The following is a 22,827-nucleotide window of genomic DNA, read 5'->3' on the forward strand; positions in this document are numbered from 1 at the left end:
GTGAACGGTGGGGTTTTGTCGTAGAATGGTGAATACTAATCGGCTTCCTAGGCACCTCAGGAGGTAGCAGCGCATGGTCTCTCGCATCTACGTGGAGAAGAAACCTGGCTTTGACGGCGAGGCCCGCGGCCTCGAGCGGGAGCTCAAGGCGCTCCTCGGCATCGACGCCCTCACCGGTCTCAGGATCATCAACCGCTACGACGTGGAGGGCATCACGCCCGAGCTGTTCGAGCGCTGCGTCCCCACGGTCTTCTCCGAGCCGCAGTCCGACGTCGCCACCGCCGAGATGCCGGAGGTCGCGCCGGGGTCCGTGGTCTTTGCCGTGGAGTTTTTGCCCGGGCAGTTCGACCAGCGCGCGGACTCCGCGAGCGAGTGCATCCAGCTCATCAGCCAGGGCGAGCGGCCCATCGTACGCTCCGCGAAGCTCTACGTGCTGGAGGGCGCGCTCTCCGAGGCCGACGTCGCGGCCGTCAAGCACTACGTAATCAACCCGGTCGAGGCGCGCGAGGCCTCGCTCGAGCCGCGCGAGACGCTGCGCCAGGACTACCCCGAGCCCGCCGACGTGGAGGTGCTCGACGGCTTCCTGGACCTCACCTCAGACGAGCTCCAAGCCTTCATCGACGAGCGCGGCCTGGCCATGGACCTCGCGGACATTACCTTCTGCCAGAGCTACTTTGCCAGCGAGGGTCGCACCCCCACCATCACCGAGATCCGCATGATCGACACCTACTGGTCCGACCACTGCCGCCACACAACCTTCGGCACGGCCCTCGAGCACCTGCAGTTCGACGACAAGGTGGTGGCCGCCGCGTTCGACCGCTACATGCAGATGCGCCACGAGCTCGGGCGCGACGACAAGCCCGTCTGCCTCATGGACATGGGCACCATCGGCGCCAAGTGGCTCAAGCATACCGGCCAGCTCAGGAACCTCGACGAGTCCGAGGAGATCAACGCCTGCACCGTCAAGGTCAAGGTGGACGTCAACGGGCAGGATGAGGACTGGCTGTTCCTCTTCAAGAACGAGACCCACAACCACCCCACCGAGATCGAGCCCTTCGGCGGCGCGGCCACCTGCATCGGCGGCGCCATCCGCGACCCGCTCTCCGGCCGCAGCTATGTCTACCAGGCCATGCGCGTGACCGGTGCGGCCGACCCCACGGTCCCCGTGTCCGAGACCATGGCCGGCAAGCTCCCGCAGCGCAAGCTCGTCACCACCGCCGCAGCCGGCTACTCCAGCTACGGCAACCAGATCGGCCTGGCAACCGGCCAGGTCAGCGAGCTCTACCACCCGGGATATGTGGCCAAGCGCATGGAGATTGGCGCCGTCGTGGGCGCCACGCCGGCCAGCCACGTGCGCCGCGAGTGCCCCGCCCCCGGCGACGTGATCGTGCTTCTCGGCGGCCGCACCGGCCGTGACGGCATCGGCGGCGCCACCGGCTCCTCCAAGGCCCACAACGTCGAGTCCCTCGAGAAGGACGGCGCTGAGGTCCAGAAGGGCAACGCCCCCATCGAGCGCAAGCTCCAGCGCCTCTTCCGCCGCGAGGACGCGTGCCGCCTCATCAAGCGCTGCAACGACTTCGGCGCCGGCGGCGTCTCCGTGGCCATCGGCGAGCTGGCCGACGGCCTGGACATCAACCTCGACCTCGTACCCAAGAAGTACGAGGGCCTCGACGGCACCGAGCTCGCCATCTCGGAGAGCCAGGAGCGCATGGCCGTGGCCCTGGCCCCGGAGGACGTGGACGAGTTCCTGCGCTACGCCCACGAGGAGAACCTCGAGGCGACGGTCGTTGCCACCGTCACCGAGGAGCCCCGCCTGCGCATGAGCTGGCGCGGGAAGACCATCGTGGACGTGAGCCGCGAGTTCCTCTCCTCCAACGGCGCGCCCAAGTCCACCTCCGTGCGCGTGGAGGCGCCGCAGGAGTTCGAGCACACCTGGGCCGGCGACACCCTGGCCCAGAAGATGCACGCCCTGGTGACCGACCTCAACGTTGCCTCCAACAAGGGCCTCTCCGAGCGCTTCGACTCCACCATCGGCGCCGCCACGGTACTCATGCCCTTCGGCGGCCGCACGCAGCTCACGCCGAGCATGGCCATGGTCGCCAAGCTCCCCGTGGACGGCGAGACCACCACGTGCTCGGGCATGGCCTGGGGCTTCAACCCCTACCTGATGAGCGCCAACCAGTACACGGGCGCCTACCTTTCCGTGGTCGAGTCCGTGAGCCGCATGGTGGCCGCCGGCTTTGAGCACAAGGACCTCTACCTCACCTTCCAGGAGTACTTCGAGAAGCTCCGCGACGTGCCCTCCCGCTGGGGCAAGCCCACCGCCGCCCTGCTCGGTGCCCTCATGGCCCAGGTGGACCTGGGGATCGCCTCCATCGGCGGCAAGGACTCCATGTCCGGCAGCTTCGAGGACCTCGACGTGCCGCCCACGCTCGTCTCGTTTGCCACGGGCCTCGGCACCGTGGGCCGCGTGACCTCGCCCGAGTTCAAGGGCGCCGGCCACCGCGTGCTCGTGGTGGTCCCGGACTACGCCGACGACGGCCTCACGCCCGACACCACGGCGCTGCTCTCCGCGTTCTCGCTGGTCGAGGGGCTCGTTGGCCAGGGCGCCGCGCTCGCCGTCTCCACGCCGGGCTACGGCGGGGCGGCCGAGGCGGCCTTCAAGATGTGCGTCGGCAACCGCATCGGCCTGGACGTGGCGCCGGCCTTTGGCGCCGACGCCCTCTTCTGCCCGTCCTACGGCAGCTTCCTCGTGGAGCTCGCCGACGGCGCCGAGCTCCCGGAGGTCCCCTCCGGCGTGACCGTCTCGCTCTTCGGCACCACCACCGAGGCCTACGAGCTCTCCGCAGACGGCGAGAAGATCGACCTCTCCGTGCTCCAGGAGGCCTGGGAGGGCGCACTCGAGGGCGTGTTCCCCTACCGCGCCGACGGCGAGAAGGTCCAGGCGGTGTCCTTTGACGCCGCTGCGGCGGGCTCTTCTCGCCCCGCCCCGGCCGTCCACGTGGCGCGCCCGCGCGTCGTCATCCCCGTCTTCCCGGGCACCAACTGCGAGTACGACACCGCGCACGCCTTCGAGCGCGCCGGCGCCGTGGCCGACGTCTTTGTGATCAACAACCTCACGCCCGAGGCCGTGGCCGAGAGCACGGCCGAGCTCGCACGCCGCATCCGCCAGAGCCAGATCGTCATGATCCCCGGCGGCTTCTCCGGCGGCGACGAGCCCGACGGATCGGCCAAGTTCATCACGGCCTTCTTCCGCGCGCCCGAGGTCACCGACGCCGTGCGCGACCTCCTGCAGGCGCGCGACGGCCTCATGCTCGGCATCTGCAACGGCTTCCAGGCGCTCGTGAAGCTGGGCCTCGTGCCGTACGGTGACATCCGCCCGATGGACGAGGCCTGCCCCACGCTCACGTTCAACACCATCGGTCGCCACCAGAGCCGTCTGGTGCGCACGCGCGTGGCGTCCACGCTCTCCCCGTGGCTCTCCAAGTGCGCGGTGGGCGACGTCCACAACGTGGCGATCTCGCACGGCGAGGGCCGCTTCGTGGCCTCCGACGAGCTGCTGGCCCAGCTCGTGGCCGCCGGCCAGGTGGCAACCCAGTACGTGGGCGAGGACGGAGTGCCGTCGATGGCGCTCGACGTCAACCCCAACGGCTCCGTACTGGCCATCGAGGGCATCACCAGCCCGGACGGCCGCGTGCTCGGCAAGATGGGCCACACCGAGCGCTCCGGCGCCGGGCTCTACAAGAACGTGCCGGGCAACGCGTACCAGCCGCTCATCGAGGGCGGCGTGGCGTACTTCACGGCATAGCCTGACAGCAAGGTTGGCCGCGCCCGGACTTCTCGCCGGCTCACTGGCTTCGCCAGAAGTCGCCGGCCGAGAAGTCCGGGCGCAGCTGCGTGCAGGTCCAGAAACTTCAACCGAGAGGTCATCACGTGAGCAATCCCGAATCCAAGCCCTTCATCGCCACGCTGCCGGGCGTGGTGCTGGCGTGCCTGGCGGCGTGCTTTCTGTGGGGGTCGGCGTTTCCGTGCGTGAAGATCGGCTACGAGCTGTTTGCCGTCGACGCCGCGGACGTGCCGTCGATCCTGGCCTTCGCGGGCACGCGCTTCGTCATCGCGGGGCTCATGGTCGTCGCGGGCATGAGCGTGGCCCGGCGGCGCGCCTTCGTGCCCGAGCGGCGCGACCTGCCCGCCATCGGCACGCTCTCCCTCTTTCAGACCGTGCTGCAGTACGTCCTTTTCTACGTGGGCCTCGCCAACTGCGCCGGAGTGACGAGCTCGATTCTGGAGGCGAGCAACTCCTTTCTCTGCGTGCTCCTGGCCGCGCTGGTCTTCCGCTTCGAGCGTCTCACAGGACGCAAGGTGCTCGGATGCCTCGTGGGCTTTGCGGGCGTGGTTCTTGTAAACGTGACGGGCGAGTCGGGAGGCTTTAGCTTCACGCTCGCCGGGGAGGGCATGGTGCTCGCGTCGACGCTCGCCGCCGCCACCTCGAGCAACCTCGCCAAGCGCTTCTCGCGCGACCACGACCCCGTGCTGCTCTCGGGCTGGCAGTTCGTCCTCGGCGGAGCGATCATGCTCGCCGTGGGCCTGGCCGCGGGAGGCCACGTCGCTCCGGCGGATGCGGCCAACCCGCTCCCGGCGCTCGCGCTTCTCGCCTACCTAGGCTTTATTTCCGCTGCCGCCTACTCGCTGTGGTCGCTCGCGTTGGCGGCCAACCCCGTCTCGCGCGTGGCGGTCTTCGGCTTCATGAACCCCGTCTTCGGCGTGCTGCTCTCCGCGGTCCTTCTCGGCGAGACCGACGTCGTGAGCCCCGCCGTCGCGGTGGCGGCGCTCGTGCTCGTGAGCCTGGGCATCGTCATCGTGAACCGCCCGGAGAAGGACTGACGCACCGCCGCTGGCCGACTCGCCCCCCCTTGCCGAATGCCTCGTCTCGCGCCTCTCAGAAGCGGGGATACTCAGGGCACGTATCCCCGCAGCGGAGGGAGCGCCATGAGACGCCCGCGTCAGCTTCTTGCCCCCGTTCTTCTCGCCTGCCTTCTTGCGCTGGGGCTCGTTGGCTGCCACCAGGCGCTCTCGCTCACGGCGACCGACCTCACCGCCAACGTCAAGCCCGCTTCGGAGGCCTCCGTCGAGATGGCCGACGCAACGGTCACCTATGACTTTGCGCTCGACCTGCTCCGCGGGAGCACGGCCGAGGCGCCTTCGGAAAACACGCTCGTCTCCCCGCTCTCGGTGCTCTACGCGCTCGCCATGGCCGAGAACGGGGCGGACGGCGAGACGCTCACGCAGATGGAGCACGCCACCGGGATGAGCGTCGAGGAGCTAACGGACACGCTCCAGGCCTATCTGCAGCTCTCGAGCTCATACGACGGGCCGCTCTCGCTCGCCAACTCCGTCTGGGTGCGCGACTCCGACGGCCTGTCCGTGGAGGACACCTTCCTCGAGGCGTGCGGCGGCAGGCTCGGCGCGCAGGTCTTCTCGGCACCTTTCGACGACTCCACCGTGGCCGATGTCAACGCCTGGATCAGCGAGAAGACCCACGAGATGATTCCCGAGATGCTCAGCCGGCTCTCCGAACAGACTCAGCTTCTCCTGGCAAACGCGCTCGCGTTCGAGGGCGCGTGGGAGGAGCCCTTCGACTCCGCGCTCGTCACGCCGGACACGTTCACCCGCGAGGACGGCGTCGAGCAGGATGTGGACATGATGCACTCCACCGAGAGCTCCTATTTCGAGAACGACCTCGCCACCGGCTTTGCCAAACCCTACGAGGACCACGACTACCTCTTCGTGGGCCTGCTGCCCAACGAGGGCGTCACGGTGGCGGAGCTGCTGGAGAGCCTCGACGGGGAGAGCCTGGGCGCGCTGCTCACGCCGAAGGAAAGCACCGTCGTGCTCGTGAGTCTGCCCACGTTCACGAGCAGCTACGACATCGAGCTCTCAGGCGTGCTCCGGGCGCTCGGGATGACGGACGCCTTCGACGCCGAGGCCGCGGACTTCTCGCGCATGGGCCGCTCCGACGCAGGCCCCTTGTTCATCGGCAGCGTGCTGCACAAGACGTTCATCGACGTCGACGAGGAGGGCACGCGCGCTGCGGCGGCAACGGTCACCACGATGGACGGCGCCGCCGCCCCCATTGAGGAGGAGCCCGAGGTCAAGGAGGTCATCCTGGACCGGCCCTTCGTCTACCTCATCGTCGACGCGCACACGATGACGCCCGTCTTCACCGGCACCCTCATGTCCGCCGAGTGATTCAAAAGGGGACAGTCCCCTTTTGAATCATGCTCCCGATGATGAAAAGGGACTGTCCCTTTTCATCATTACGGGAACAATATGCTCCTCTCGCGCATGTTAGGGGCGAGGAGGTGAGGGGCATGACCGCCAAGCAAGTTCAACGCACCGAGAAGTTCATGCGGCACGCGATGGCCGCGCACGGCAGCTCGGTCTATCTCGTCGCCCTCGCGCAGACGCGCTCCGAGGCCGACGCCCAGGACGTGGCGCAGGACGTCTTCTGCCGTCTGCTCACGGACGGCACCGCGTTCACGGGCGACGAGCACCTGAAGGCCTGGCTCTTGCGCGTGACCGTCAACCGATGCCACGAGTTCCACCGGACGCCCTGGCGCCAGCGGGTGGAGAGCGCAGACGACGCGGGTCGCGAGCTGCCGGCGCCCGGCGCGTCCACCGAGGACGCGGCCCTCACGGAGCTGCGCGCGGACCCGGTCTGGCAGGCGCTCCAGGCCCTGCCCGAGAAGCTCCGCGTGGTGGCGCTGCTCCACTACGTGGAGGAGTACACCACCGAGGAGATTGCCCGCATCGTGGGCAGCCCGCCGGCGACGGTGCGCACGCGCCTGCATCGGGCGCGCAAGCAGATGAGAGAGACGCTCGAGTCCCCCGCGAGCCCCGCAACAAACCCTGCAAAGGAGAAGAACTATGGACAGGCACACGCTTGAGCAGTTCCGCACGCGGGCGCGCAGGGTGGCGCTGCCCGAGGACGTGCGCGAGTCGGTACTGGACGAGATCAGGGCCGAGAAGGGCGAGCGCGCCCGCGGCCCGCGCAGGCCGCGACGGCCGCAGCGGAGCATGACGCGGCGCGCGGCCGTGGGCGCGGGGCTTGCCGTCCTGGGCAGCGCCGCCGCACTTCTCGCCCTCTCCGTGATCGTGCGCCCCGGAGAAGACGACCCCGCGGCGGCGGAGGGCAACTGGTTTGTCCTCAAGGCGTACGCCGACGGCATCTCCCAGGGCGAGAGTACCGTCCTGGCCCAGCGCAGCATCAGCCTCGCCGGGTCGCTCGGCGGCAGCGAGAGCTCCGGCTGGTACGCCGCCCACAGCATCGACCTGCGCTGCGAGGGGGCCAACATCGACCGCATCGACTACACACTCGAGGGGAAGTTCGTGAGCCCCGAGGGACAGCCGGACGAGGGCTTCGCCGGCAACGCGGTGTGGTTCGACGCGCTGTACAGCCGGCCCTACGAGCTGGGCAAGGGCGAGGCCTACCCCGACCACGGAGGGGCGGGCGCGGGCTTCAGCGTCTCCTACGAGGAGCAGCAGGCTGACGAGGAAAACTTCAACCGCCAGGTCTGGACGAGCTTTCCGACCGACGACGAGATTCGCGAGGCGCGCGCCGCCAAGGACGCACTGCCGATCGACGCGACCTCGCTCGACGAAGAGGTGGCACGCCAACAGGCGCTCAACAGGTTTCGCTTTGTCCTCGAGCGGAGAAGCGCCGAGATCCTTGCCCAGACCACGCTCGTGATGACGGTCACCTTTGCCGACGGGAGCGAGCAGGCAAAGCGCTATCGCATCTCCCCGAGCGAGGACTTCGACGAGACGTATCAGGGCTATCTCGACTCCCAGGCGCGCAACGGCGCTGTCCTCAGCTACTACCGCGACGTCGAGCCCAAGCCCGAGGAATACCTCGAGGCTCAGGAGGCGTCCGACGGGCTCTACGCCAACGGGCCAGACCTCTACACCATCACCGAGGTCACGGAGTAAACGAGACCGCCCCGACGTCCTTCTCGCAAAGGAACGTCGGGGCGGCACGATGATTCAAAAGGGGACTGTCCCCTTTTGAATCACTAGAGGCGGGCGACGCCGGAGGTGCGGGCGGCCTCGGCCACGGCGGCGGCGACGGCGGGCGCCACGCGCTCGTCGAAGGCGCCGGGAATGATGTAGTCGGCGGCGCGGTGCTCGTCGTCCACGAGGCCGGCGATCGCGTAGGCCGCGGCCTCCATCATGTCGTCGTTGATGTCCGAGGCGCGCACGTCGAGGGCGCCGCGGAAGATGCCCGGGAACGCGAGCACGTTGTTGATCTGGTTGGGGAAGTCGGAGCGGCCCGTGGCGGCCACGGCGGCCCCGGCGGCCAGCGCCTCGTCCGGCATGATCTCCGGCACGGGGTTGGCGCAGGCGAAGACGATCGGGTCGGCTGCCATCGTGCGGACCATGTCCTGGGTGAGCACGCCCGGGGCCGACACGCCCACGAAGACGTCGGCGCCGCGCACGGCGTCGGCGAGGCTGCCCTTCACGCCCTCGCGGTTGGTCCACGTGGCGATCTCGGCCTTCTCGGGGTTGAGGCCCTCGCGGCCCTCGTAGATGGCGCCCGTGCGGTCGCAGATGATGACGTCCTTCACGCCCATGCGCTGCATGAGCTTGGCGATGGAGATGCCCGCGGCGCCGGCGCCGGAGAAGACCACGCGCACGTCGGAGAGCTCGCGTCCCGTGAGGCGGCACGCGTTGATGAGCGCGGCGCAGGTCACCACGGCCGTGCCGTGCTGGTCGTCGTGGAAGACGGGGATGTCGCAGGACTCCTTGAGGCGGCGCTCGATCTCGAAGCAGCGCGGCGCGGAGATGTCCTCCAGGTTGATGCCGCCGAAGCTGCCGGCGATGAGCTCGACGGTACGGACGATCTCGTCCACGTCCTTGGAGCGCACGCACAGCGGGAACGCGTCGACGTCGGCGAAGGTCTTGAACAGGGCGCACTTGCCCTCCATGACCGGCATGCCCGCCTCGGGGCCGATGTTGCCGAGGCCCAGCACCGCGGAGCCGTCGGTCACCACGGCCACGAGGTTGCCGCGACGCGTGTACTTGTAGGAGTCCTCAACGTTCTCCTGGATCTTGAGGCACGGCTCGGCGACGCCCGGCGTGTAGGCCACGGCAAGCTCCTCCGGCGTGGTAATCGGCGCGCGGCTGATCACCTCGATCTTGCCGCCCCACTCCTCGTGCTTGTCCAGCGCGTACTGCTTGGCATCCTCCGCCATGGCTCACTCCCATCTCGCGGGCCGGCCGCCGCCGGCCAGAATTCACACCACGCAACAGTTTAGCCGCATGCGAACGGGGCCACGGCGAGAAACGCCGACAGGCCGTGCTGGAGCGGGTGGCGGCCTTGCCACGGCCACATAACGGCCCCGAACAGCCCCTAGCTACCCCGTTAGGTTTCGCGGCATCTTAGAGGGATTTCGGGGGTTTTGGTTAGGTTCTGGCGCATGTTAGGTCCCCGACAACCAAAACCGCGGCGATTCCTAATGCGCTCAACGAGCACGGACGGCAGGCGAGAAGAACCTGCGGGAGGTTCTTCTCGCCGATGCTTACGAAACGGGGGATGGTGCAGCGTCGGGATGCGGCGGCGCTTACGAAACCACAGCTGTTGCGCCACCGGACGGCTGCGCCGCTTACAAAATCGCAGTTGTTGCGTCCCGGGAGCCGAAAGTGCTTACAGATTGCCGGCCGCTGCAGGCGAGAAGAACGTCGAGACCGCATCGGTCACGCTTTCGTAAGCGCCAACACGCCTCGGGGCCGCATTGGTCGCGATTTCGTAAGCGGTGCCCCGGCACGTCCGCACCCGCACCCGCGCCCCGGCCCCTACCCCAGCGAGATGGTGCCAAGCCAGCCCCAGCGCGGCTCGGACGCCACGCCGTAGACGGAGAGCCACGCCGCAAGCGGGGCCGTGCGCACGCGGCCGCCCGCGCAGTCCATCACGCAGGCGTCCCCCACGTAGAGGCCCACGTGCCCGTGCGCCCAGCCGCTCGCATCGAAGGGATGGCGCCCCACGGCCACGACCATCCCAACGAGCAGCCCGCTCAGGTCTGTCACGTGACAGAACCCCTCGTAGATCGCCCGCGCGCTCCCGCAGACGTACGGTGTCCCGACGCTTGCGAGCACGTTCTCCACCCAGGTGGCGCACTGGTCGGGGCCGGTCGCGGGCGTGGCGTGGGCGCACGCCACGAGCCGTCGCTGCAGGGCGTTCGCGTCCATGAGCCCCTGCGGGCCGCCCTCTGACGGCACGTCCCGCCAGGCAGGCTGGCCGTAGGTGGTCGTCGCCCCGTCCTCGGCGAGAAGCCCGCGCGCCGCCAACGCTGCAAGCACCTTCCCGCGCATGTCATCGTCCGTGCCCACGCAGCCTCCCCGGGTCGTGCCATCGACGGCTTCAGTCTCTGTGGCCGCCGTGGTGCCCCTCGTGCCGAGACGCACCGTCGTGGCCGTCGCCGAACTCCGCGCCAGCCCCGGCGCCGCCCTCGGTTCCAGCATCGTCCCCCGCCAAGCCCGCGTCCGAGCCGCCCAGGCCCTCCAGCAGGTCGACCATCTCGCGCATCGAGAGGTCGCGCACGTCGTCGGCAGTCACGCTGGGGTCGAGCTCCTGAATCTCCAGCAGCAGCCGGTACTTGCCGTAGGAGAGCCCGACCTCGCGGGCCCCGGAGACCTCGTCCTCACTCACGCCGTGGCAGTGCGCGTTCTCATGCTCGGAGGTGCAGGCCTCGACCCCCTCGAGCAGTCGCTCGCACTGGTCGGAGTCGCCCTGGTCGACCACGGTAACCTCGGCCTGTCCGCCGTCTGCGAGCAGCGCCGACACGTCAGCGCTCGCCAGCAGGCGGTCCACCGCCTCGTCGTAGGTGGCGCCCCAGACGTCCACCTCGGAGAGCAGCGCCCGGCCGTCGTCGTTTACCCCGCGTGCGGAGACCACGCGGTCAAACCGGTTGATGCCCAGCTCGACGGAGGGGTTCACGTCCACGCTGATCGTCGCCGTGGGCGTAAACCATGCCCAGCCGCCAACCACCAGCGCCGCCACCAGGCACGCGGCCACCGCCAGGCGCCGCCGAAGCGTCAGGACGCGCGCCGGCCGCGCCGAGCCGGCCGCGACGAGCCGAGCGTTCTTCTCGCCAGCCGTCTGCGCCCGGACCACGGCAAGCGTCCGCTCCTTGAGGGCGTCCTCGGCGTGGACGGCGTCGAAGGCCCTCCTGATCTTGTCCTCGTTCACTCCAGCTCACCCCCAAGGGCATCCCGCAGGCGCTCCCTCGCGCGCGTCAGGTTGGTGTAGACGGTGTTGACGTTGCGTCCCAGCAGCCGTGCGATCTCAGGCGCCGAGTACCCCTCGTAGTAGTGCAGGTAGACCACGTCACGGTACTTCCGCGGCAGCGCCAGGACCGCCGCGAGCACCTCGCGCGTCTCCTGGCCGCCCTCGCTTGACGGATCCACCACCTCGAGCACCTCGTCAAGCGGCACCGTGCGTCGTCGAAACGGGCTCCGCAGCAGGTCGCGGCACGCGTTGATGGTCACGCGGACGAACCAGGCACGCTCGTGCTCCGCGCTCTCGAACGGCTCGTCGCGCTGGGCGTACTTCACAAAGACGGTCTGGAACACGTCCTCGGTGTCCGCATAGCTCTTGAGGTTGACCACGCAGAGGCGCCGCACGGTGTCCGCGTGGCGCCCCATTGCGCTCCTGATGTCCTCGTCGCTGCGCATACCACCAGCCAGTTCCCGTTACCGTCCGCTGTGATGGTGACCGTGGGCATGGGCCTGGCCGCCGACGCACGTGCCGTCGTGGGCACGCAGGCGGGCGTGGTCGTGCGTGCCGTCGCAGGTGGCGTTCCCGCAGTAGCCGCAGACCTCGTCCCCGTCCGCGCAGGTGCCGTCGCAGTCGGTGCGACCGCAGATGCCACAGGCGCCGCCCTCCCCATCCGCGCAGGTGCCGTCGCAGTCGGCGCGACCGCAGCGCGAGCAGACGGCCGAGCCGCCCCTGCCCGCGTCCGCGCTCTGGGCACGCGCGCCGCACGCCCCGTTCACCGCACCGCAATTGTCGCAGACGCCGTCGGCGTTCTCGTCCACATAGGCGCAGGTGGTCTCAGCGCACCCACCAACGCACCAACCCGTGCCCTGGCCCTGAACACCGCTCGCCCCGGCAACGCCGGCCGTCCCCAGGCACGCCACCAACGCCGCACCCGCCGCACACGCAATGAGCTTTCCCGAAATCATGGCTCCTCCTTTTCTCGGAACTTTTGCCTTCACCCCTAATACGTTCCAGCCGCCCCCATCCATTCGCCCGACGAAAAAACTTTGGAACGCGGGGGTAGAGACGGGAAGCGGGAGTGGGGCCGGGGACGGGAGCCGGGGCCAGCCCCCAGCCTCCCCCTCCCGTCCCAGAGAGCAGGCATGCCGCGCGCACCGCGCCTACGGGGCCCTTCTCGCCGGCCACGTCACTACGTCCCCCCACAGGACGTATACTGATGTGAGCTCAAAGCAGCACGCCACGGCATACCCGCGCGCACCCGTCGAAAGGACCTCTCATGAGCGAGAAGATCGAGCCCCAAGACACCTGCGTTCTCGTCACCGGCGGCGCCGGCTTCATTGGCAGCCACACCGTGGTCGAGCTCCTTCAGAAGGGCTACCAGGTCGTCATCGTGGACGACCTCTCCAACGCCTCTCCCAAGGTCTGCGACCGCATCAAGACCATCGTGGGCGAGCCGGCGGCGGCCAACCTCACCTTCTACGAGGCCAATGTCAACGACCGCGACGCCCTCACCAAGATCTTCGACGCCCACCACGTGGACCGCGTGATTCACTTCGCCGGCTTCAAGGCCGTGGGCGAGTCCGTCACCAAGCCCATCGAGTACTACTCCAACAACATCGGCAACACGCTCACCCTCGTGGACGTGATGCGCGAGCACGGCTGCAAGTCTATCATCTTCTCCAGCTCGGCCACCGTCTACGGTGACCCAGACTCCCTGCCGCTCACCGAGGAGAGCCCCAAGAAGCCGGCCACCAACCCCTACGGCTGGACCAAGTGGATGATCGAGCAGATCCTCACCGACCTCCACACGGCCGACCCGGAGTGGAACGTCGTGCTGCTGCGCTACTTCAACCCCATCGGCGCGCACCCCTCGGGCCTCATGGGCGAGGACCCCAAGGGTATCCCCAACAACCTCGTGCCCTACGTCGCGCAGACCGCCATCGGCAAGCGCGACGCCGTCCACGTCTTCGGCAACGACTACGACACCCCCGACGGCACGGGCGTGCGCGACTACATCCACGTCTGCGACCTCGCCTCGGGCCACGCGGCGGCGCTCGCCTGGATGAACGGCCGCACCGGCGTGGAGGTCTTCAACCTCGGCACCGGCAAGGGCACCTCGGTGCTGGAGATCATCAAGGCCTTCTCCAAGGCCTGCGGCCACGAGATCCCCTATGTCATCGAGCCGCGCCGCGCCGGCGACGTCACGGCCAACTACGCCGACTGCACCAAGGCGCGCGAGCTCATGGGCTGGGAGGCCAAGTTCGACATCGAGGACATGTGCCGCGACTCCTGGAACTGGCAGTCCAAGAACCCCAACGGCTACGAGGGCTAGAGGCGCGGAAAGGCGAGAAGAACCATGTCCCAGCCCTTCGTCGACTACCTGACGCGCCGCCTGCCCCTCGTGGAGCAGGCGCTCGCGGACGCCGCGGACGCCCCGCTCACCGAGGGCGGGTGCGCGGCGGACCTGCGTCGCTACCTCTATGGCCCGCTCGCGCGCTTCACCGCCTCGGGCGGCAAGCGCGTGCGCCCCGTGCTGGCGCTGCTGGGCGCCGAGGCTGTGGGCGGCGAGGCACAGGACGCGCTCTCCTGCGCGGTGGCCGTTGAGCTCTTCCAGAGCGCCGCCCTCATCCACGACGACATCGCCGACGAGGGTGAGCTGAGGCGCGGCGAACCGTGCCTGTACCGCACGGAGGGCGTCGGCCTGGCAACGAACGCCGGCGACCTGGCGCTCACGCAGGTCTTCGAGGTGGTTCTTGCCGACGCGCGCCTCGACGACGCGCGCAAGCTCCGCGTGCTCTCCGAGCTCGTGCGGATGGAACGCCACACGCTCGAGGGCCAGGCGCTCGACCTCGGCTGGGTGCGCGACGGGCGCTGGGACGTCACCTCCGAGGACTACCTCTACATGGTCACGAGCAAGACGGCCTGGTACTCCGCCGCGATCCCGCTCTACGTGGGCGCGCTCGCTGGCGGTGGCGCCCAGGAGGCCGCGCGCGGGCTCCTGGAGCTCGGCCTCACGGCCGGCGTGGCCTTCCAGCTGCAGGACGACCTGCTCAACCTCGTCGGCGACGCCGAGGCGCAGGGCAAGGACTTCCGCTCGGACGTCACCGAGGGCAAGCGCACGCTCGCCGTGGTGTGGGCGCTCGAGCACCTGGGCGAGCAGGACCGCGCGGAGCTCGTGGGGCTGCTCGCCAGCGGCACCACCGACCCCGCCGAGCTCGCGCGGGCCGTGGAGCTCATCGAGCGGGGCGGCGGCGTCGAGCGCTGCCAGACGCTCGCGCGCGAGCGCGCCGACGAGGCCAAGGCGCGCGCAGACGAGCTGGCCGCCGCGTCTCACATCACAGTTGAGGCACACGACCTGCTCGTTTCTATGGCAGACTTCTTCGTGGAGCGCGCGGGCTAGCGCCCGCGCCCCACGTACCGAGGAGAGGCACGATGGATCCAATTTACGAGGGAGCGACGGGAGCGGCCGTCGACGACATTCAGGAGAGGCTCGGCTCGATCGGCTACCAGATCGCCGACGACGAACGCGCCGAGAGGCGCTTCGGGCGCTCCACGGCCACGGCGGTGGCGCGCTTCCGGCTCGACCACGGGCTCTCGCTGGGCGAGGCCGTCGACGCCCCCACGTGGGCGGCGCTCGTCGACGAGTGCTACCAGCTCGGCGACCGCACCCTCTACCTGCGCCTCCCCAACTTCCACGGCAACGACGTCCGCCAGCTCCAGGAGCGCCTCAACATCCTCGGCTTCTCCTGCGGCCCGGCAGACGGCACCTTCGGCGTGCACACCGAGGCCGCGGTCAAGCTCTTCCAGGAGAGCATCGGCGTGCTGGCCGACGGCATGGCCTTCCCCGATACCTTCGACGCCATCGAGCGCCTGCGCCACGTCTGGGCCGGTAAGCCCGCCGACGGCCCGCACCCGATGGGCGGCATGGGCTTCGCCCGCGCCGCGAGCGTGCTGGAGGACGCGCGCATCGCCATCACCGCAAGCGACCCGATCTCCCGCAACGTGGCCGGCCGCATCTGGAACCTGGCCCACGCCACCGTGGAGGACTGCGCACTCGAGCTCGTGGACGCCCCGCAGGGTGCCTCCCCGGACACGCGCGCCCTCATCGTGCTGTCCACCTCCCCGATGCCGGAGAACGTCCAGCCTGACATCGGCAACGTGATCCTGGACGACTTCGACACGCTGCCCCTGCGCCTGCGCACCGCCGTCCAGAGCTCATCCACCACGCCACGCGCCGCGCGCATCGAGCTGCCGGTGGGCAACGCCGCCTTCACGATGAGCGACGCCCAGACCTTCGCGGTGCTGCTGCTTGACGCCATCTGCACCGCCTTCGAGGGACTCGAGGTGTAGTCCGCGTCCCGTGGCGCACGGGACGCGGACGCCCCGCCCTCCCTCGGCGCGCCGGAGGGCGCCAGCCCGCCTTCGCGGAGGGCCCAACGGCCCGCCCGCGTCCCGTGCCGGGCCTGCACGCGTTTCCTGATACAATCTACGCTGGCGGCACAGGGGTATCGTCCAATGGTTAGGACAGTGGTTTTTGGTGCCATCAATGTGGGTTCGAATCCTACTACCCCTGCCAGCCGCCGCCTTCGCGCTATCATGACTGTGTAAAGGGACAAACGCGTCGCTTGGAGGCTTATCCATGCCCATCACCGCGATCATCCTCGCCGCCGGCGAGGGAACGCGTATGAAGTCCCGTCACCCCAAGGTAATGCACAAGCTGCTCGACCGACCGCTCGTCTCATGGGTCACGCGCGCCGCGCGCGAGGCCGGAGCCGAGCGGATCGTCGTGGTGGTCGGCTGCGGTGCGGACGAGGTGCGGGCCCATCTTGCCAATGAGAAGGACGTCGAGTGCGTGGAGCAGACCGAGCGCCTGGGGACCGGCCACGCCGTCCGCGTGGCGCTCGAGGCCACCGGCGTCGACTCGGGCCCGGTGGTCATCCTCAACGGCGACCTGCCGCTCGTCTCGCCCAAGACCGTCCGCGCCTTTGCCGAGTCCGTCGCCGACCGGACGCACGCGGCTGCCATCCTCACGATGACGCCACCTGACCCGTTTGGCTACGGCCGCGTGGAGCTTGCCGACGATGGCACCGTCGCGCGCATCATCGAGCAGAAGGACTGCACGCCCGAACAGGACCGTGACATCCTGGAGTGCAACGCCGGCTGCTACGCGTTCGACGGTGCGCTGCTCGCCGCCCACATCGGCGAGGTCGGCAACAACAACGCCCAGCACGAGTACTACCTTCCGGACATGGTGGAGATCCTGCGCTCGCACGGCCACGCCACCACCATCGTCCACTGCGACGACTACCGCGAGGGCCTCGGCGTGAACAGCCGCGTGCAGCTCGCGCAGCTCTCCGCCATCGCGCGCGACCGCATCAACGAGCGCCTGATGACCGACGGCGTCACCATCCTGGACCCCGCCACCACCTGGGTGGGTCCGGACGTCACCGTGGGGCGCGACACCGTCCTACTCCCGATGACCATGCTCTGGGGCGCCACCTCCGTGGGCGAGGGGTGCGTGGTGGGCCCCAACACGCGCCTCACCGACTGCACGGTGGGCAGCAACGTCTCCCTGGAGGAGGTCGCGGGCGTGGACGTCACCATCGAGGACGACGTCACCTGCGGCCCGCGCTGCTACCTGCGCGGCGGCGCCCGCATCCGGCGCGGCGCCCACGTGGGCACGCACGTGGAGATCAAGAACTCCGACATCGGCGAGGGCTCCAAGGTCCCGCACCTCTCCTACATCGGCGACTGCACGATGGGCTCCGGCGTCAACATCGGCGGCGGCTCCATCACCTGCAACTACGACGGCGTGCACAAGAACCGCACCACCATCGGCAACGACGTCTTCGTCGGCTCGGACACCATGATGGTCGCGCCGGTCAGCATCGGGGACGGCGCGCTCGTGGGCGCCAGCTCCTGCGTCACCAAGGACGTTCCTGCCGACGCGCTCTACCTTGAGCGCGCCGAGCAGCGCATTGTAGAGGGGTACGCCAGCCGGCGACTCGAGCGACTGAAGAGAGAGGCCTAGATGTACGAGAACCTAAGCGAGCCCATGCCCCTGAAGAAGGAGATCAAGCTCTACACCGGCACCGGCAACCCGGCGCTGTCCCAGAAGATCGCGGACATCCTTCACCTTGAGCTCCAGGGCCTCAAGATCGAGAAGTTCGCCAACGGCGAGATCTACGCCCGCTTTGACGAGTCCGTCCGCGGCGACGACGTGTTCTTCATCCAGTCCCTTGCCGGCGCCAGCGTGAACGACCTGCTGATGGAGACCCTTGTGGTGGCCGACGCGGCCAAGCGCGCCTCCACCTCCAAGTTCACCGCGGTGCTCCCCCACTACTGCTACGCGCGCCAGGACCGCAAGGCCGCCGCGCGCGAGCCCATCACCGCCCGCCTGGTGGCCAACCTCCTCGAGGCCGCCGGCGTGGACCAGGTCATCACGATCGACCTGCACCAGGGCCAGATCCAGGGCTTCTTTGACATCCCCGTGACACACCTCACGGCCCTCTACCTCATCGGCGACTACTTCAAGGCCAAGAACTTCGACTGGGACAACACCGTCGTGGTCTCGCCGGACATGGGCCGCGCCAAGGTTGCCAAGCGCCTCTCCGACTACCTTGGCTGCGAGGTCGCGATTGCCCACAAGAGCCGCCCCAAGCACAACGCGGCCGAGGTCATGGGCATCATCGGCAACATCGAGGGCAAGACCTGCATCGTCAACGACGACATGATCGACACCGCGGGCACCCTCTGCAACTCCGTCAAGAAGCTCAAGGAGATGGGCGCCGGGGACATCTACGTCTCCGCCACGCACGGCATCTTCTCCGGCCAGGCCATCCAGCGCCTGCAGGACGCCCCTCTCGAGGAGTGCGTGGTCACCGACATCATCCCCTGCGAAGCCGCCAACAAGCCCGGCTCCAAGATCAAGACCGTCTCCGTTGCCAACGAGCTTGCCGAGGCCATCAACAGCGTCTACATGCGCCGCTCCGTCTCCGAGACCTTCGGCGGCGGCGCCGAGATGTAGGGCCGCACGCCCCGCGGGGCTACGCTCCCATTGTCACGCAGCGCGGGGTCGTCTTCGGGCGGCCCCGCGCATCGTTACTGACCGCAGGAGTCAGGAGCTTCCACAGGTTCTTCTCGCCTGTTTAGGCTCTTCTCTCGCCCGCTTACAAAACACCGCCTGTTGCTCGCATGAGCGACCGTCCTACTTACATATTGCCGACCGATTCGCCACGTTGCAGGAAGGTGCTTACGTATTGCCGGTCGACGCACCCCCAAGGCCACTATCTGCTTACAGAATGAGGGGCGTTACCGCCGAGAAGAACCTTGGGACCGCATCGGCCACGGTTCTGTAAGCGCACCCAGCACGCCCTGCCGCATCAGCTACGGTTTCGTAAGCGCCCACGGCGCTCCCGGCTGCATCAGCTACGGTTTCGTAAGCGCCTCCGGCGCAAGCTACTGCATCGGCCGCGGTTTTGTAAGCGCCCGGTGTCCCGCGCCGTCGCCGCCGTCCCAAAGTACACGACGGCTCGGAAAGAGAGTAACGTGGTCGCAGGGCGCCCGCGGGCGCCGTCCGCCAGACCAGCCAGCCCACCCGGCACGAAGGGGAACCCATGTCCGCAAAGCCCTCCGGAACCACGGCCAAGCCCGCCACCATCAGGATCGTCTGCGGACTCGGCAACCCGGACGCCGAGTACGCCCACACCCGCCACAACGCCGGCTTCGCCGTCATCGACGCGCTCGCGGCGCGCCACGCCGTGCGCTACTGGAAGTCCGAGGCCGGCGCGCAGGTCGCCCCCATCACGGTGGCAGGTGCGGACGGGGAGCGGCGAGAGGTTCTTCTCGCCAAGCCGATGAGCTACATGAACACGTCGGGAGGCCCGCTCTCCAAGCTGGCCCGGGCCCACCACGTGCGGCCCGCCGAGATCCTCGTGGTGCACGACGAGGTCGACCTGGCGGCCGGCGAGGTGCGCGTGAAGCTCGGCGGCGGGCTCAACGCGCACAACGGTCTGCGTTCCATCGCCGACAAGCTCGGCAGCCGGGACTTTGCCCGCGTGCAGTTTGGCATCGGCCGCCCGCCCGGGCGCATGGCGGTGGCCGACTACGTGCTGCGCGAGCTCAAGGGCAACTTCCTCGCGGACTTTGAGCTCACCGTGGAGCGCGCGGCAGACCTCGTGGAGCGCGTGCTCGCGGAGAGCGCGCGGGCGTAGTCGAGAGGGTTGTCGGCGCCTTGCCCGAAGCGCGCCCCGCTGCCCGTACACCGCATGCCGTCCGCCGGGCATCTTGCCCTTCCATCCCCTGCTCGCGGGCCTTGTACGGCCGCTAGGGTACAATTGCGAGTTGGTTGAGCCGCGAGGGGTACGGCGGCTCAGGAATGAGACTTGCAGGAGAGGAGTGCGGTTAATGTACAAGATCCTCGAAAAGACGCAGTTCTCGGAGAAGGTGTTCAAGTTCCGCATCGAGGCGCCCCAGATGGCCAAGCACGCTCACGCAGGCCAGTTCCTGATGGTACGCGCTAACGAGACCGGTGAGCGCGTGCCGTTCACCTTTGCGGACTGGAACGCCGAGGAGGGCTGGGTCGAGTTCATCTTCATGGTGGTCGGCAAGACCACGGAGATGCTCTCCACCTACGAGGCCGGGGATTCCATCCAGGACGTCACGGGCCCGCTGGGCCAGCCCACCGAGATGGGCCCCGGGACCTGGTGCGTCATCGGCGGCGGCGTGGGCCTGGCCATCGCCTTCCCCGTCGCGCGCCAGCTCAAGGCCACCGGTCACGAGGTCCACGCCATCATGGGCGCGCGCACCAAGGATCTGCTGCTCCTTGAGGACCAGTTCCGCTCCATCCTCCCCGAGGACCACATCCACATCACCACCGACGACGGCTCCTACGGCGAGAAGGGCGTGGTCACGGCCCCGCTCGAGCGCCTGCTGCAGGACAAGGCCGTCGACCACGTCTTCTGCGTGGGCCCCGTGCCGATGATGAAGTTCTCCGCCCTCACCGCCGAGAAGCACGACACGCCGATCATCGCCTCGCTCAACCCGATCATGGTCGACGGCACGGGCATGTGCGGCTGCTGCCGCGTCGAGGTCGACGGGCAGACGAAGTTCGCCTGCGTCGACGGCCCGGACTTCGACGCCACCAAGGTCGACTGGAACGACCTGCGCGCGCGTCAGGCCGCGTATCGTACCGAGGAGGGCCAGGCCCTCAAGGCCTATGAGGAGGCGAACTGCGCATGCCACAGGTAAACGGTCGCTTTGTTCCCGACATGAAGTCCCCGCGCACGCCGGACAACGAGGAGCCGGCCGCCGAGCGCGCGTGCGACTTCCGTCCCGTTGACAAGGGCTTCACCAAGGAGATGGCGCTGGCCGAGGCCGAGCGCTGCATGGACTGCAAGAAGCCGCTCTGCGTCGAGGGCTGCCCGGTCAACATCAACATCCCCAAGTTCATCGAGAAGATCCGCGAGCAGAAGTTCGGCGAGGCGCTCGACGTCATCCGCGAGGACTCGATGCTGCCCGCCATCTGCGGCCGCGTATGCCCGCAGGAGAACCAGTGCGAGGGCAAGTGCGTCCGCGGCAAGAAGGGCGAGCCGGTGGCCATCGGCCAGCTGGAGCGCTTCCTCGGCGACCAGCCCGAGCTGGCCTCCACGCCCAAGATGGCTCCCAAGAACGGCAAGAAGGTCGCCGTGGTGGGCTCCGGCCCCTCCGGCATCACCTGCGCCGGCGAGCTTGCCCGCAACGGCTTCGACGTCACCGTCTTCGAGGCGTTCTTCACCGGCGGCGGCGTGCTCGTCTACGGCATCCCGGAGTTCCGTCTGCCCAAGGCCGTGGTGAAGCGCGAGATCGACGGCCTCATGGACCTGGGCGTCAAGTTTGAGTACAACGCGGTCGTAGGCCGCATCACGGATGCCGACGAGCTCTTCGAGATGGGCTACGACGCCATCTACATCGCCACGGGCGCCGGCCTGCCCAAGTTCCTCAACGTCCCCGGCGAGAACCTGCCCAACGTCTTCTTCGCCAACGAGTACCTCACCCGCGTGAACCTCATGAAGGCGAACAGGTTCCCCGAGTACGACACGCCCACCAAGCACGGCAAGCGCGTCGTGGTCTTTGGCGGCGGCAACGTGGCCATGGACGCCGTCCGCACCGCCAAGCGCCTGGGCGCCGAGCACGCGATCATCTGCTATCGCCGCACCGAGGCCGAGATGCCCGCCCGTCGCGCCGAGCTGCACCACGCCAAGGCCGAGGGCGTCGAGGTGCGCGAGCTCGTGGCGCCGCTCGAGTTCGTCAAGGGCGAGGACGGCTGCGTCTGCGCCGTGCGCGTCCAGAAGATGAAGCTCGGCGAGCCCGACGAGTCCGGCCGTCGCCGCCCGGTGCCCATTGAGGGCGCCGTCGAGGAGATCCCCTGCGACGTGGCCATCTCCGCCATCGGCACCAACGCCAACCCGTTCGCCAAGATGATCGGCGACATCAAGCTCAACAAGTGGGGCTACATCATCGCCGACGAGGAGGGCCGCACCTCCGACCCGCGCATCTGGGCCGGCGGCGACATCGTCACCGGCGCGGCCACGGTCATCCTGGCCATGGGCGCCGGCAAGACGGCTGCGGCGAGCATCACCAAGGCGCTCGTCGGGTAGGCCTGGCGAGAAGAACCTGACGCCGTAGCAGGCCCCGGAGGCTTCCACGCAAGAGTGCGCTTCGCGGAACTCTTGCTTAGGAAGCCTCCGGGGCCTCTTGCTGTTGAGGTTCTTCTCGCCTGATGCGCGCCCGCCCTGCACTAGCGTGCAAAATTGAAGTTTTGTTGAATAAATAGCTGTAGATATGGATAGGTTAATCGGGTTCTGCGCGTTAGGTGCGGGCGGTGCCGGGCCTAGCGGGCCGCACCCCCGAAGAGCACGGTTCCCATACCCGCCTGGGCCCACCTGAGGAAGCGAGCGTCCAGCTTGGCGGCAAGGCTCGCGTCGGCGCTGGCGAGAACGACGTCCAGGGCGTCAAGTATCATTCGCGCCGCCTCCGGACTGTCGCGGCGCCCCAGGCAGGCATAGATGCTCTCGAGCAGCTGGTACTTCTTGGCTGGGACTATCTCGTTGATCTTCTTCATGGCGAGAAACGCGTAGCGCCTGTCATACGGGTAGCGTAGGAGCACGGCAAGCTCGCTCGTCGCGGCGCTCATGACGTCTGCCGCCCACGCGTGGTTCCCGCGGCCGTATGCGGAGCTTGCCTCAACCAGGTAGTACACCGCAGACGAGAAGTGCCGGCAGAGTTCCTCGTCTGACATGTCCACCCGCTTGGGCGACGTCCCGTCAAAGAGCCCCTTCGGGTCATGCCACGCCATGACCGGGTCAAGGCCGCCAATCTGCCGGAGCTCGGCCACGTAGAGATCCACGTGAAGGGCGTTTGGGAAGATCGCCACCTTCTGGGGCAGGGTAACGTACAATTTCTTGCGCACTTTGACAGCGGCATAGCGTCCAGATAGGAAGGAGGGCACGGCCCGCCCCGGTATGATTCGAGTTGCCTAGACAAGAAACATGCTGGAGGTAGACCATGCCCGA

General features: G+C 68.4%; 19 protein-coding genes and 1 tRNA gene. 14 read left to right on the top strand and 6 right to left on the bottom strand.

Translation table 11 applies throughout. The annotated features are described in order from the left end of the window. Nucleotides 1-73: 73 nt before the first annotated feature. From H9X80_RS02185 to H9X80_RS02205, 5 genes are all read left to right on the top strand, one after another. Nucleotides 74-3,808, top strand: a complete 3,735-nt coding sequence (locus H9X80_RS02185; protein ID WP_204792719.1) for a phosphoribosylformylglycinamidine synthase — start codon at nucleotides 74-76, stop codon at nucleotides 3,806-3,808. Nucleotides 3,809-3,933: 125 nt separating this feature from the next. Continuing rightward, complete coding sequence (locus H9X80_RS02190) at nucleotides 3,934-4,884, top strand: EamA family transporter (RefSeq protein WP_204792720.1); 951 nt, start codon at nucleotides 3,934-3,936, stop codon at nucleotides 4,882-4,884. 105 nt (nucleotides 4,885-4,989) lie between these two features. Then, nucleotides 4,990-6,249: a serpin family protein gene (locus H9X80_RS02195; RefSeq protein ID WP_204792721.1), complete on the top strand. Its 1,260-nt coding sequence runs from the start codon at nucleotides 4,990-4,992 to the stop codon at nucleotides 6,247-6,249. A gap of 122 nt (nucleotides 6,250-6,371) precedes the next feature. Beyond that, nucleotides 6,372-6,947 carry an RNA polymerase sigma factor gene (locus H9X80_RS02200; protein ID WP_204792722.1) on the top strand — a complete coding sequence of 192 codons (576 nt, stop codon included), beginning with the start codon at nucleotides 6,372-6,374 and terminating at the stop codon, nucleotides 6,945-6,947. Then, the gene (locus H9X80_RS02205) at nucleotides 6,928-7,989 is read left to right on the top strand and encodes a hypothetical protein (RefSeq protein WP_204792723.1); all 1,062 of its coding nucleotides are present in this window, start codon (nucleotides 6,928-6,930) and stop codon (nucleotides 7,987-7,989) included. Before H9X80_RS02200 ends, H9X80_RS02205 begins: the two co-directional genes overlap by 20 nt. Before the next feature lie 83 nt (nucleotides 7,990-8,072). Here H9X80_RS02205 and H9X80_RS02210 read toward each other — a convergent pair whose 3' ends face one another. The 5 genes from H9X80_RS02210 to H9X80_RS02230 all read right to left on the bottom strand — a co-directional run bounded on the left by H9X80_RS02210 (nucleotide 8,073) and on the right by H9X80_RS02230 (nucleotide 12,240). Beyond that, nucleotides 8,073-9,251: an NAD(P)-dependent malic enzyme gene (locus tag H9X80_RS02210; protein ID WP_204792724.1), complete on the bottom strand. Its 1,179-nt coding sequence runs from the start codon at nucleotides 9,249-9,251 to the stop codon at nucleotides 8,073-8,075. A 601-nt stretch (nucleotides 9,252-9,852) separates the two neighbouring features. Beyond that, a complete protein-coding gene (locus H9X80_RS02215; protein ID WP_204792725.1) occupies nucleotides 9,853-10,386 on the bottom strand; it encodes a hypothetical protein in 534 nt (177 codons plus the stop codon). A gap of 31 nt (nucleotides 10,387-10,417) precedes the next feature. After that, nucleotides 10,418-11,245, bottom strand: a complete 828-nt coding sequence (locus H9X80_RS02220; RefSeq protein ID WP_204792726.1) for an anti-sigma-I factor RsgI family protein — start codon at nucleotides 11,243-11,245, stop codon at nucleotides 10,418-10,420. After that, on the bottom strand, nucleotides 11,242-11,700 hold the full coding sequence (locus tag H9X80_RS02225; protein WP_204792727.1) for an RNA polymerase sigma factor: 459 nt from the start codon (nucleotides 11,698-11,700) through the stop codon (nucleotides 11,242-11,244). Before H9X80_RS02225 ends, H9X80_RS02220 begins: the two co-directional genes overlap by 4 nt. Nucleotides 11,701-11,748: 48 nt before the next feature. Further along, on the bottom strand, nucleotides 11,749-12,240 hold the full coding sequence (locus tag H9X80_RS02230) for a hypothetical protein (RefSeq protein ID WP_204792728.1): 492 nt from the start codon (nucleotides 12,238-12,240) through the stop codon (nucleotides 11,749-11,751). A gap of 311 nt (nucleotides 12,241-12,551) precedes the next feature. Here H9X80_RS02230 and galE point away from each other — a divergent pair, with 311 nt between their 5' ends. The 9 genes from galE to gltA all read left to right on the top strand — a co-directional run bounded on the left by galE (nucleotide 12,552) and on the right by gltA (nucleotide 21,912). After that, nucleotides 12,552-13,607 carry a UDP-glucose 4-epimerase GalE gene (gene galE, locus H9X80_RS02235; protein ID WP_204792729.1) on the top strand — a complete coding sequence of 352 codons (1,056 nt, stop codon included), beginning with the start codon at nucleotides 12,552-12,554 and terminating at the stop codon, nucleotides 13,605-13,607. Nucleotides 13,608-13,631: 24 nt separating this feature from the next. Beyond that, a complete protein-coding gene (locus H9X80_RS02240; protein ID WP_204792730.1) occupies nucleotides 13,632-14,675 on the top strand; it encodes a polyprenyl synthetase family protein in 1,044 nt (347 codons plus the stop codon). Nucleotides 14,676-14,707: 32 nt separating this feature from the next. Further along, nucleotides 14,708-15,625 (top strand): peptidoglycan-binding domain-containing protein, encoded by a 918-nt coding sequence (locus H9X80_RS02245; protein WP_204792731.1) that lies wholly within the window; start codon nucleotides 14,708-14,710, stop codon nucleotides 15,623-15,625. A 151-nt stretch (nucleotides 15,626-15,776) separates the two neighbouring features. Beyond that, nucleotides 15,777-15,851 (top strand) — tRNA-Gln (locus H9X80_RS02250). A 63-nt stretch (nucleotides 15,852-15,914) separates the two neighbouring features. Beyond that, nucleotides 15,915-17,306, top strand: coding sequence for a bifunctional UDP-N-acetylglucosamine diphosphorylase/glucosamine-1-phosphate N-acetyltransferase GlmU (glmU, locus tag H9X80_RS02255; protein ID WP_204792732.1), 1,392 nt, complete (start codon nucleotides 15,915-15,917; stop codon nucleotides 17,304-17,306). Further along, nucleotides 17,307-18,302, top strand: a complete 996-nt coding sequence (locus H9X80_RS02260) for a ribose-phosphate diphosphokinase (protein WP_204792733.1) — start codon at nucleotides 17,307-17,309, stop codon at nucleotides 18,300-18,302. It abuts the gene before it with no gap. Between the two features lie 589 nt (nucleotides 18,303-18,891). Then, nucleotides 18,892-19,488 (top strand): aminoacyl-tRNA hydrolase, encoded by a 597-nt coding sequence (gene pth, locus H9X80_RS02265; protein ID WP_204792734.1) that lies wholly within the window; start codon nucleotides 18,892-18,894, stop codon nucleotides 19,486-19,488. Nucleotides 19,489-19,681: 193 nt separating this feature from the next. Beyond that, on the top strand, nucleotides 19,682-20,524 hold the full coding sequence (locus H9X80_RS02270; RefSeq protein WP_204792735.1) for a sulfide/dihydroorotate dehydrogenase-like FAD/NAD-binding protein: 843 nt from the start codon (nucleotides 19,682-19,684) through the stop codon (nucleotides 20,522-20,524). Next, nucleotides 20,512-21,912 (top strand): NADPH-dependent glutamate synthase, encoded by a 1,401-nt coding sequence (gltA, locus tag H9X80_RS02275; protein WP_204792736.1) that lies wholly within the window; start codon nucleotides 20,512-20,514, stop codon nucleotides 21,910-21,912. The genes H9X80_RS02270 and gltA overlap by 13 nt, the downstream gene beginning before the upstream one ends. 233 nt (nucleotides 21,913-22,145) lie before the next feature. Here the strand turns inward: gltA and H9X80_RS02280 are convergent, their stop codons facing one another. Continuing rightward, nucleotides 22,146-22,688: a hypothetical protein gene (locus tag H9X80_RS02280; RefSeq protein WP_204792737.1), complete on the bottom strand. Its 543-nt coding sequence runs from the start codon at nucleotides 22,686-22,688 to the stop codon at nucleotides 22,146-22,148. Nucleotides 22,689-22,827: the final 139 nt, after the last annotated feature.

The organism is Olsenella profusa (assembly GCF_016900315.1).
Classification (GTDB): domain Bacteria; phylum Actinomycetota; class Coriobacteriia; order Coriobacteriales; family Atopobiaceae; genus Thermophilibacter; species Thermophilibacter profusus_A.

What these genes read in the sequence shown, in the direction of transcription:
- H9X80_RS02230 (WP_204792728.1), bottom strand. Translation starts at nt 12,240, where the DNA reads ATGATTTCGGGAAAGCTCATTGCGTGTGCGGCGGGTGCGGCGTTGGTG.
- H9X80_RS02210 (WP_204792724.1), bottom strand. Translation starts at nt 9,251, where the DNA reads ATGGCGGAGGATGCCAAGCAGTACGCGCTGGACAAGCACGAGGAGTGG.
- H9X80_RS02270 (WP_204792735.1), top strand. Translation starts at nt 19,682, where the DNA reads ATGTACAAGATCCTCGAAAAGACGCAGTTCTCGGAGAAGGTGTTCAAG.
- H9X80_RS02195 (WP_204792721.1), top strand. Translation starts at nt 4,990, where the DNA reads ATGAGACGCCCGCGTCAGCTTCTTGCCCCCGTTCTTCTCGCCTGCCTT.
- H9X80_RS02240 (WP_204792730.1), top strand. Translation starts at nt 13,632, where the DNA reads ATGTCCCAGCCCTTCGTCGACTACCTGACGCGCCGCCTGCCCCTCGTG.
- H9X80_RS02225 (WP_204792727.1), bottom strand. Translation starts at nt 11,700, where the DNA reads ATGGGGCGCCACGCGGACACCGTGCGGCGCCTCTGCGTGGTCAACCTC.
- H9X80_RS02185 (WP_204792719.1), top strand. Translation starts at nt 74, where the DNA reads ATGGTCTCTCGCATCTACGTGGAGAAGAAACCTGGCTTTGACGGCGAG.
- galE (WP_204792729.1), top strand. Translation starts at nt 12,552, where the DNA reads ATGAGCGAGAAGATCGAGCCCCAAGACACCTGCGTTCTCGTCACCGGC.
- gltA (WP_204792736.1), top strand. Translation starts at nt 20,512, where the DNA reads ATGCCACAGGTAAACGGTCGCTTTGTTCCCGACATGAAGTCCCCGCGC.
- H9X80_RS02245 (WP_204792731.1), top strand. Translation starts at nt 14,708, where the DNA reads ATGGATCCAATTTACGAGGGAGCGACGGGAGCGGCCGTCGACGACATT.
- pth (WP_204792734.1), top strand. Translation starts at nt 18,892, where the DNA reads ATGTCCGCAAAGCCCTCCGGAACCACGGCCAAGCCCGCCACCATCAGG.
- H9X80_RS02200 (WP_204792722.1), top strand. Translation starts at nt 6,372, where the DNA reads ATGACCGCCAAGCAAGTTCAACGCACCGAGAAGTTCATGCGGCACGCG.
- H9X80_RS02205 (WP_204792723.1), top strand. Translation starts at nt 6,928, where the DNA reads ATGGACAGGCACACGCTTGAGCAGTTCCGCACGCGGGCGCGCAGGGTG.
- H9X80_RS02260 (WP_204792733.1), top strand. Translation starts at nt 17,307, where the DNA reads ATGTACGAGAACCTAAGCGAGCCCATGCCCCTGAAGAAGGAGATCAAG.
- glmU (WP_204792732.1), top strand. Translation starts at nt 15,915, where the DNA reads ATGCCCATCACCGCGATCATCCTCGCCGCCGGCGAGGGAACGCGTATG.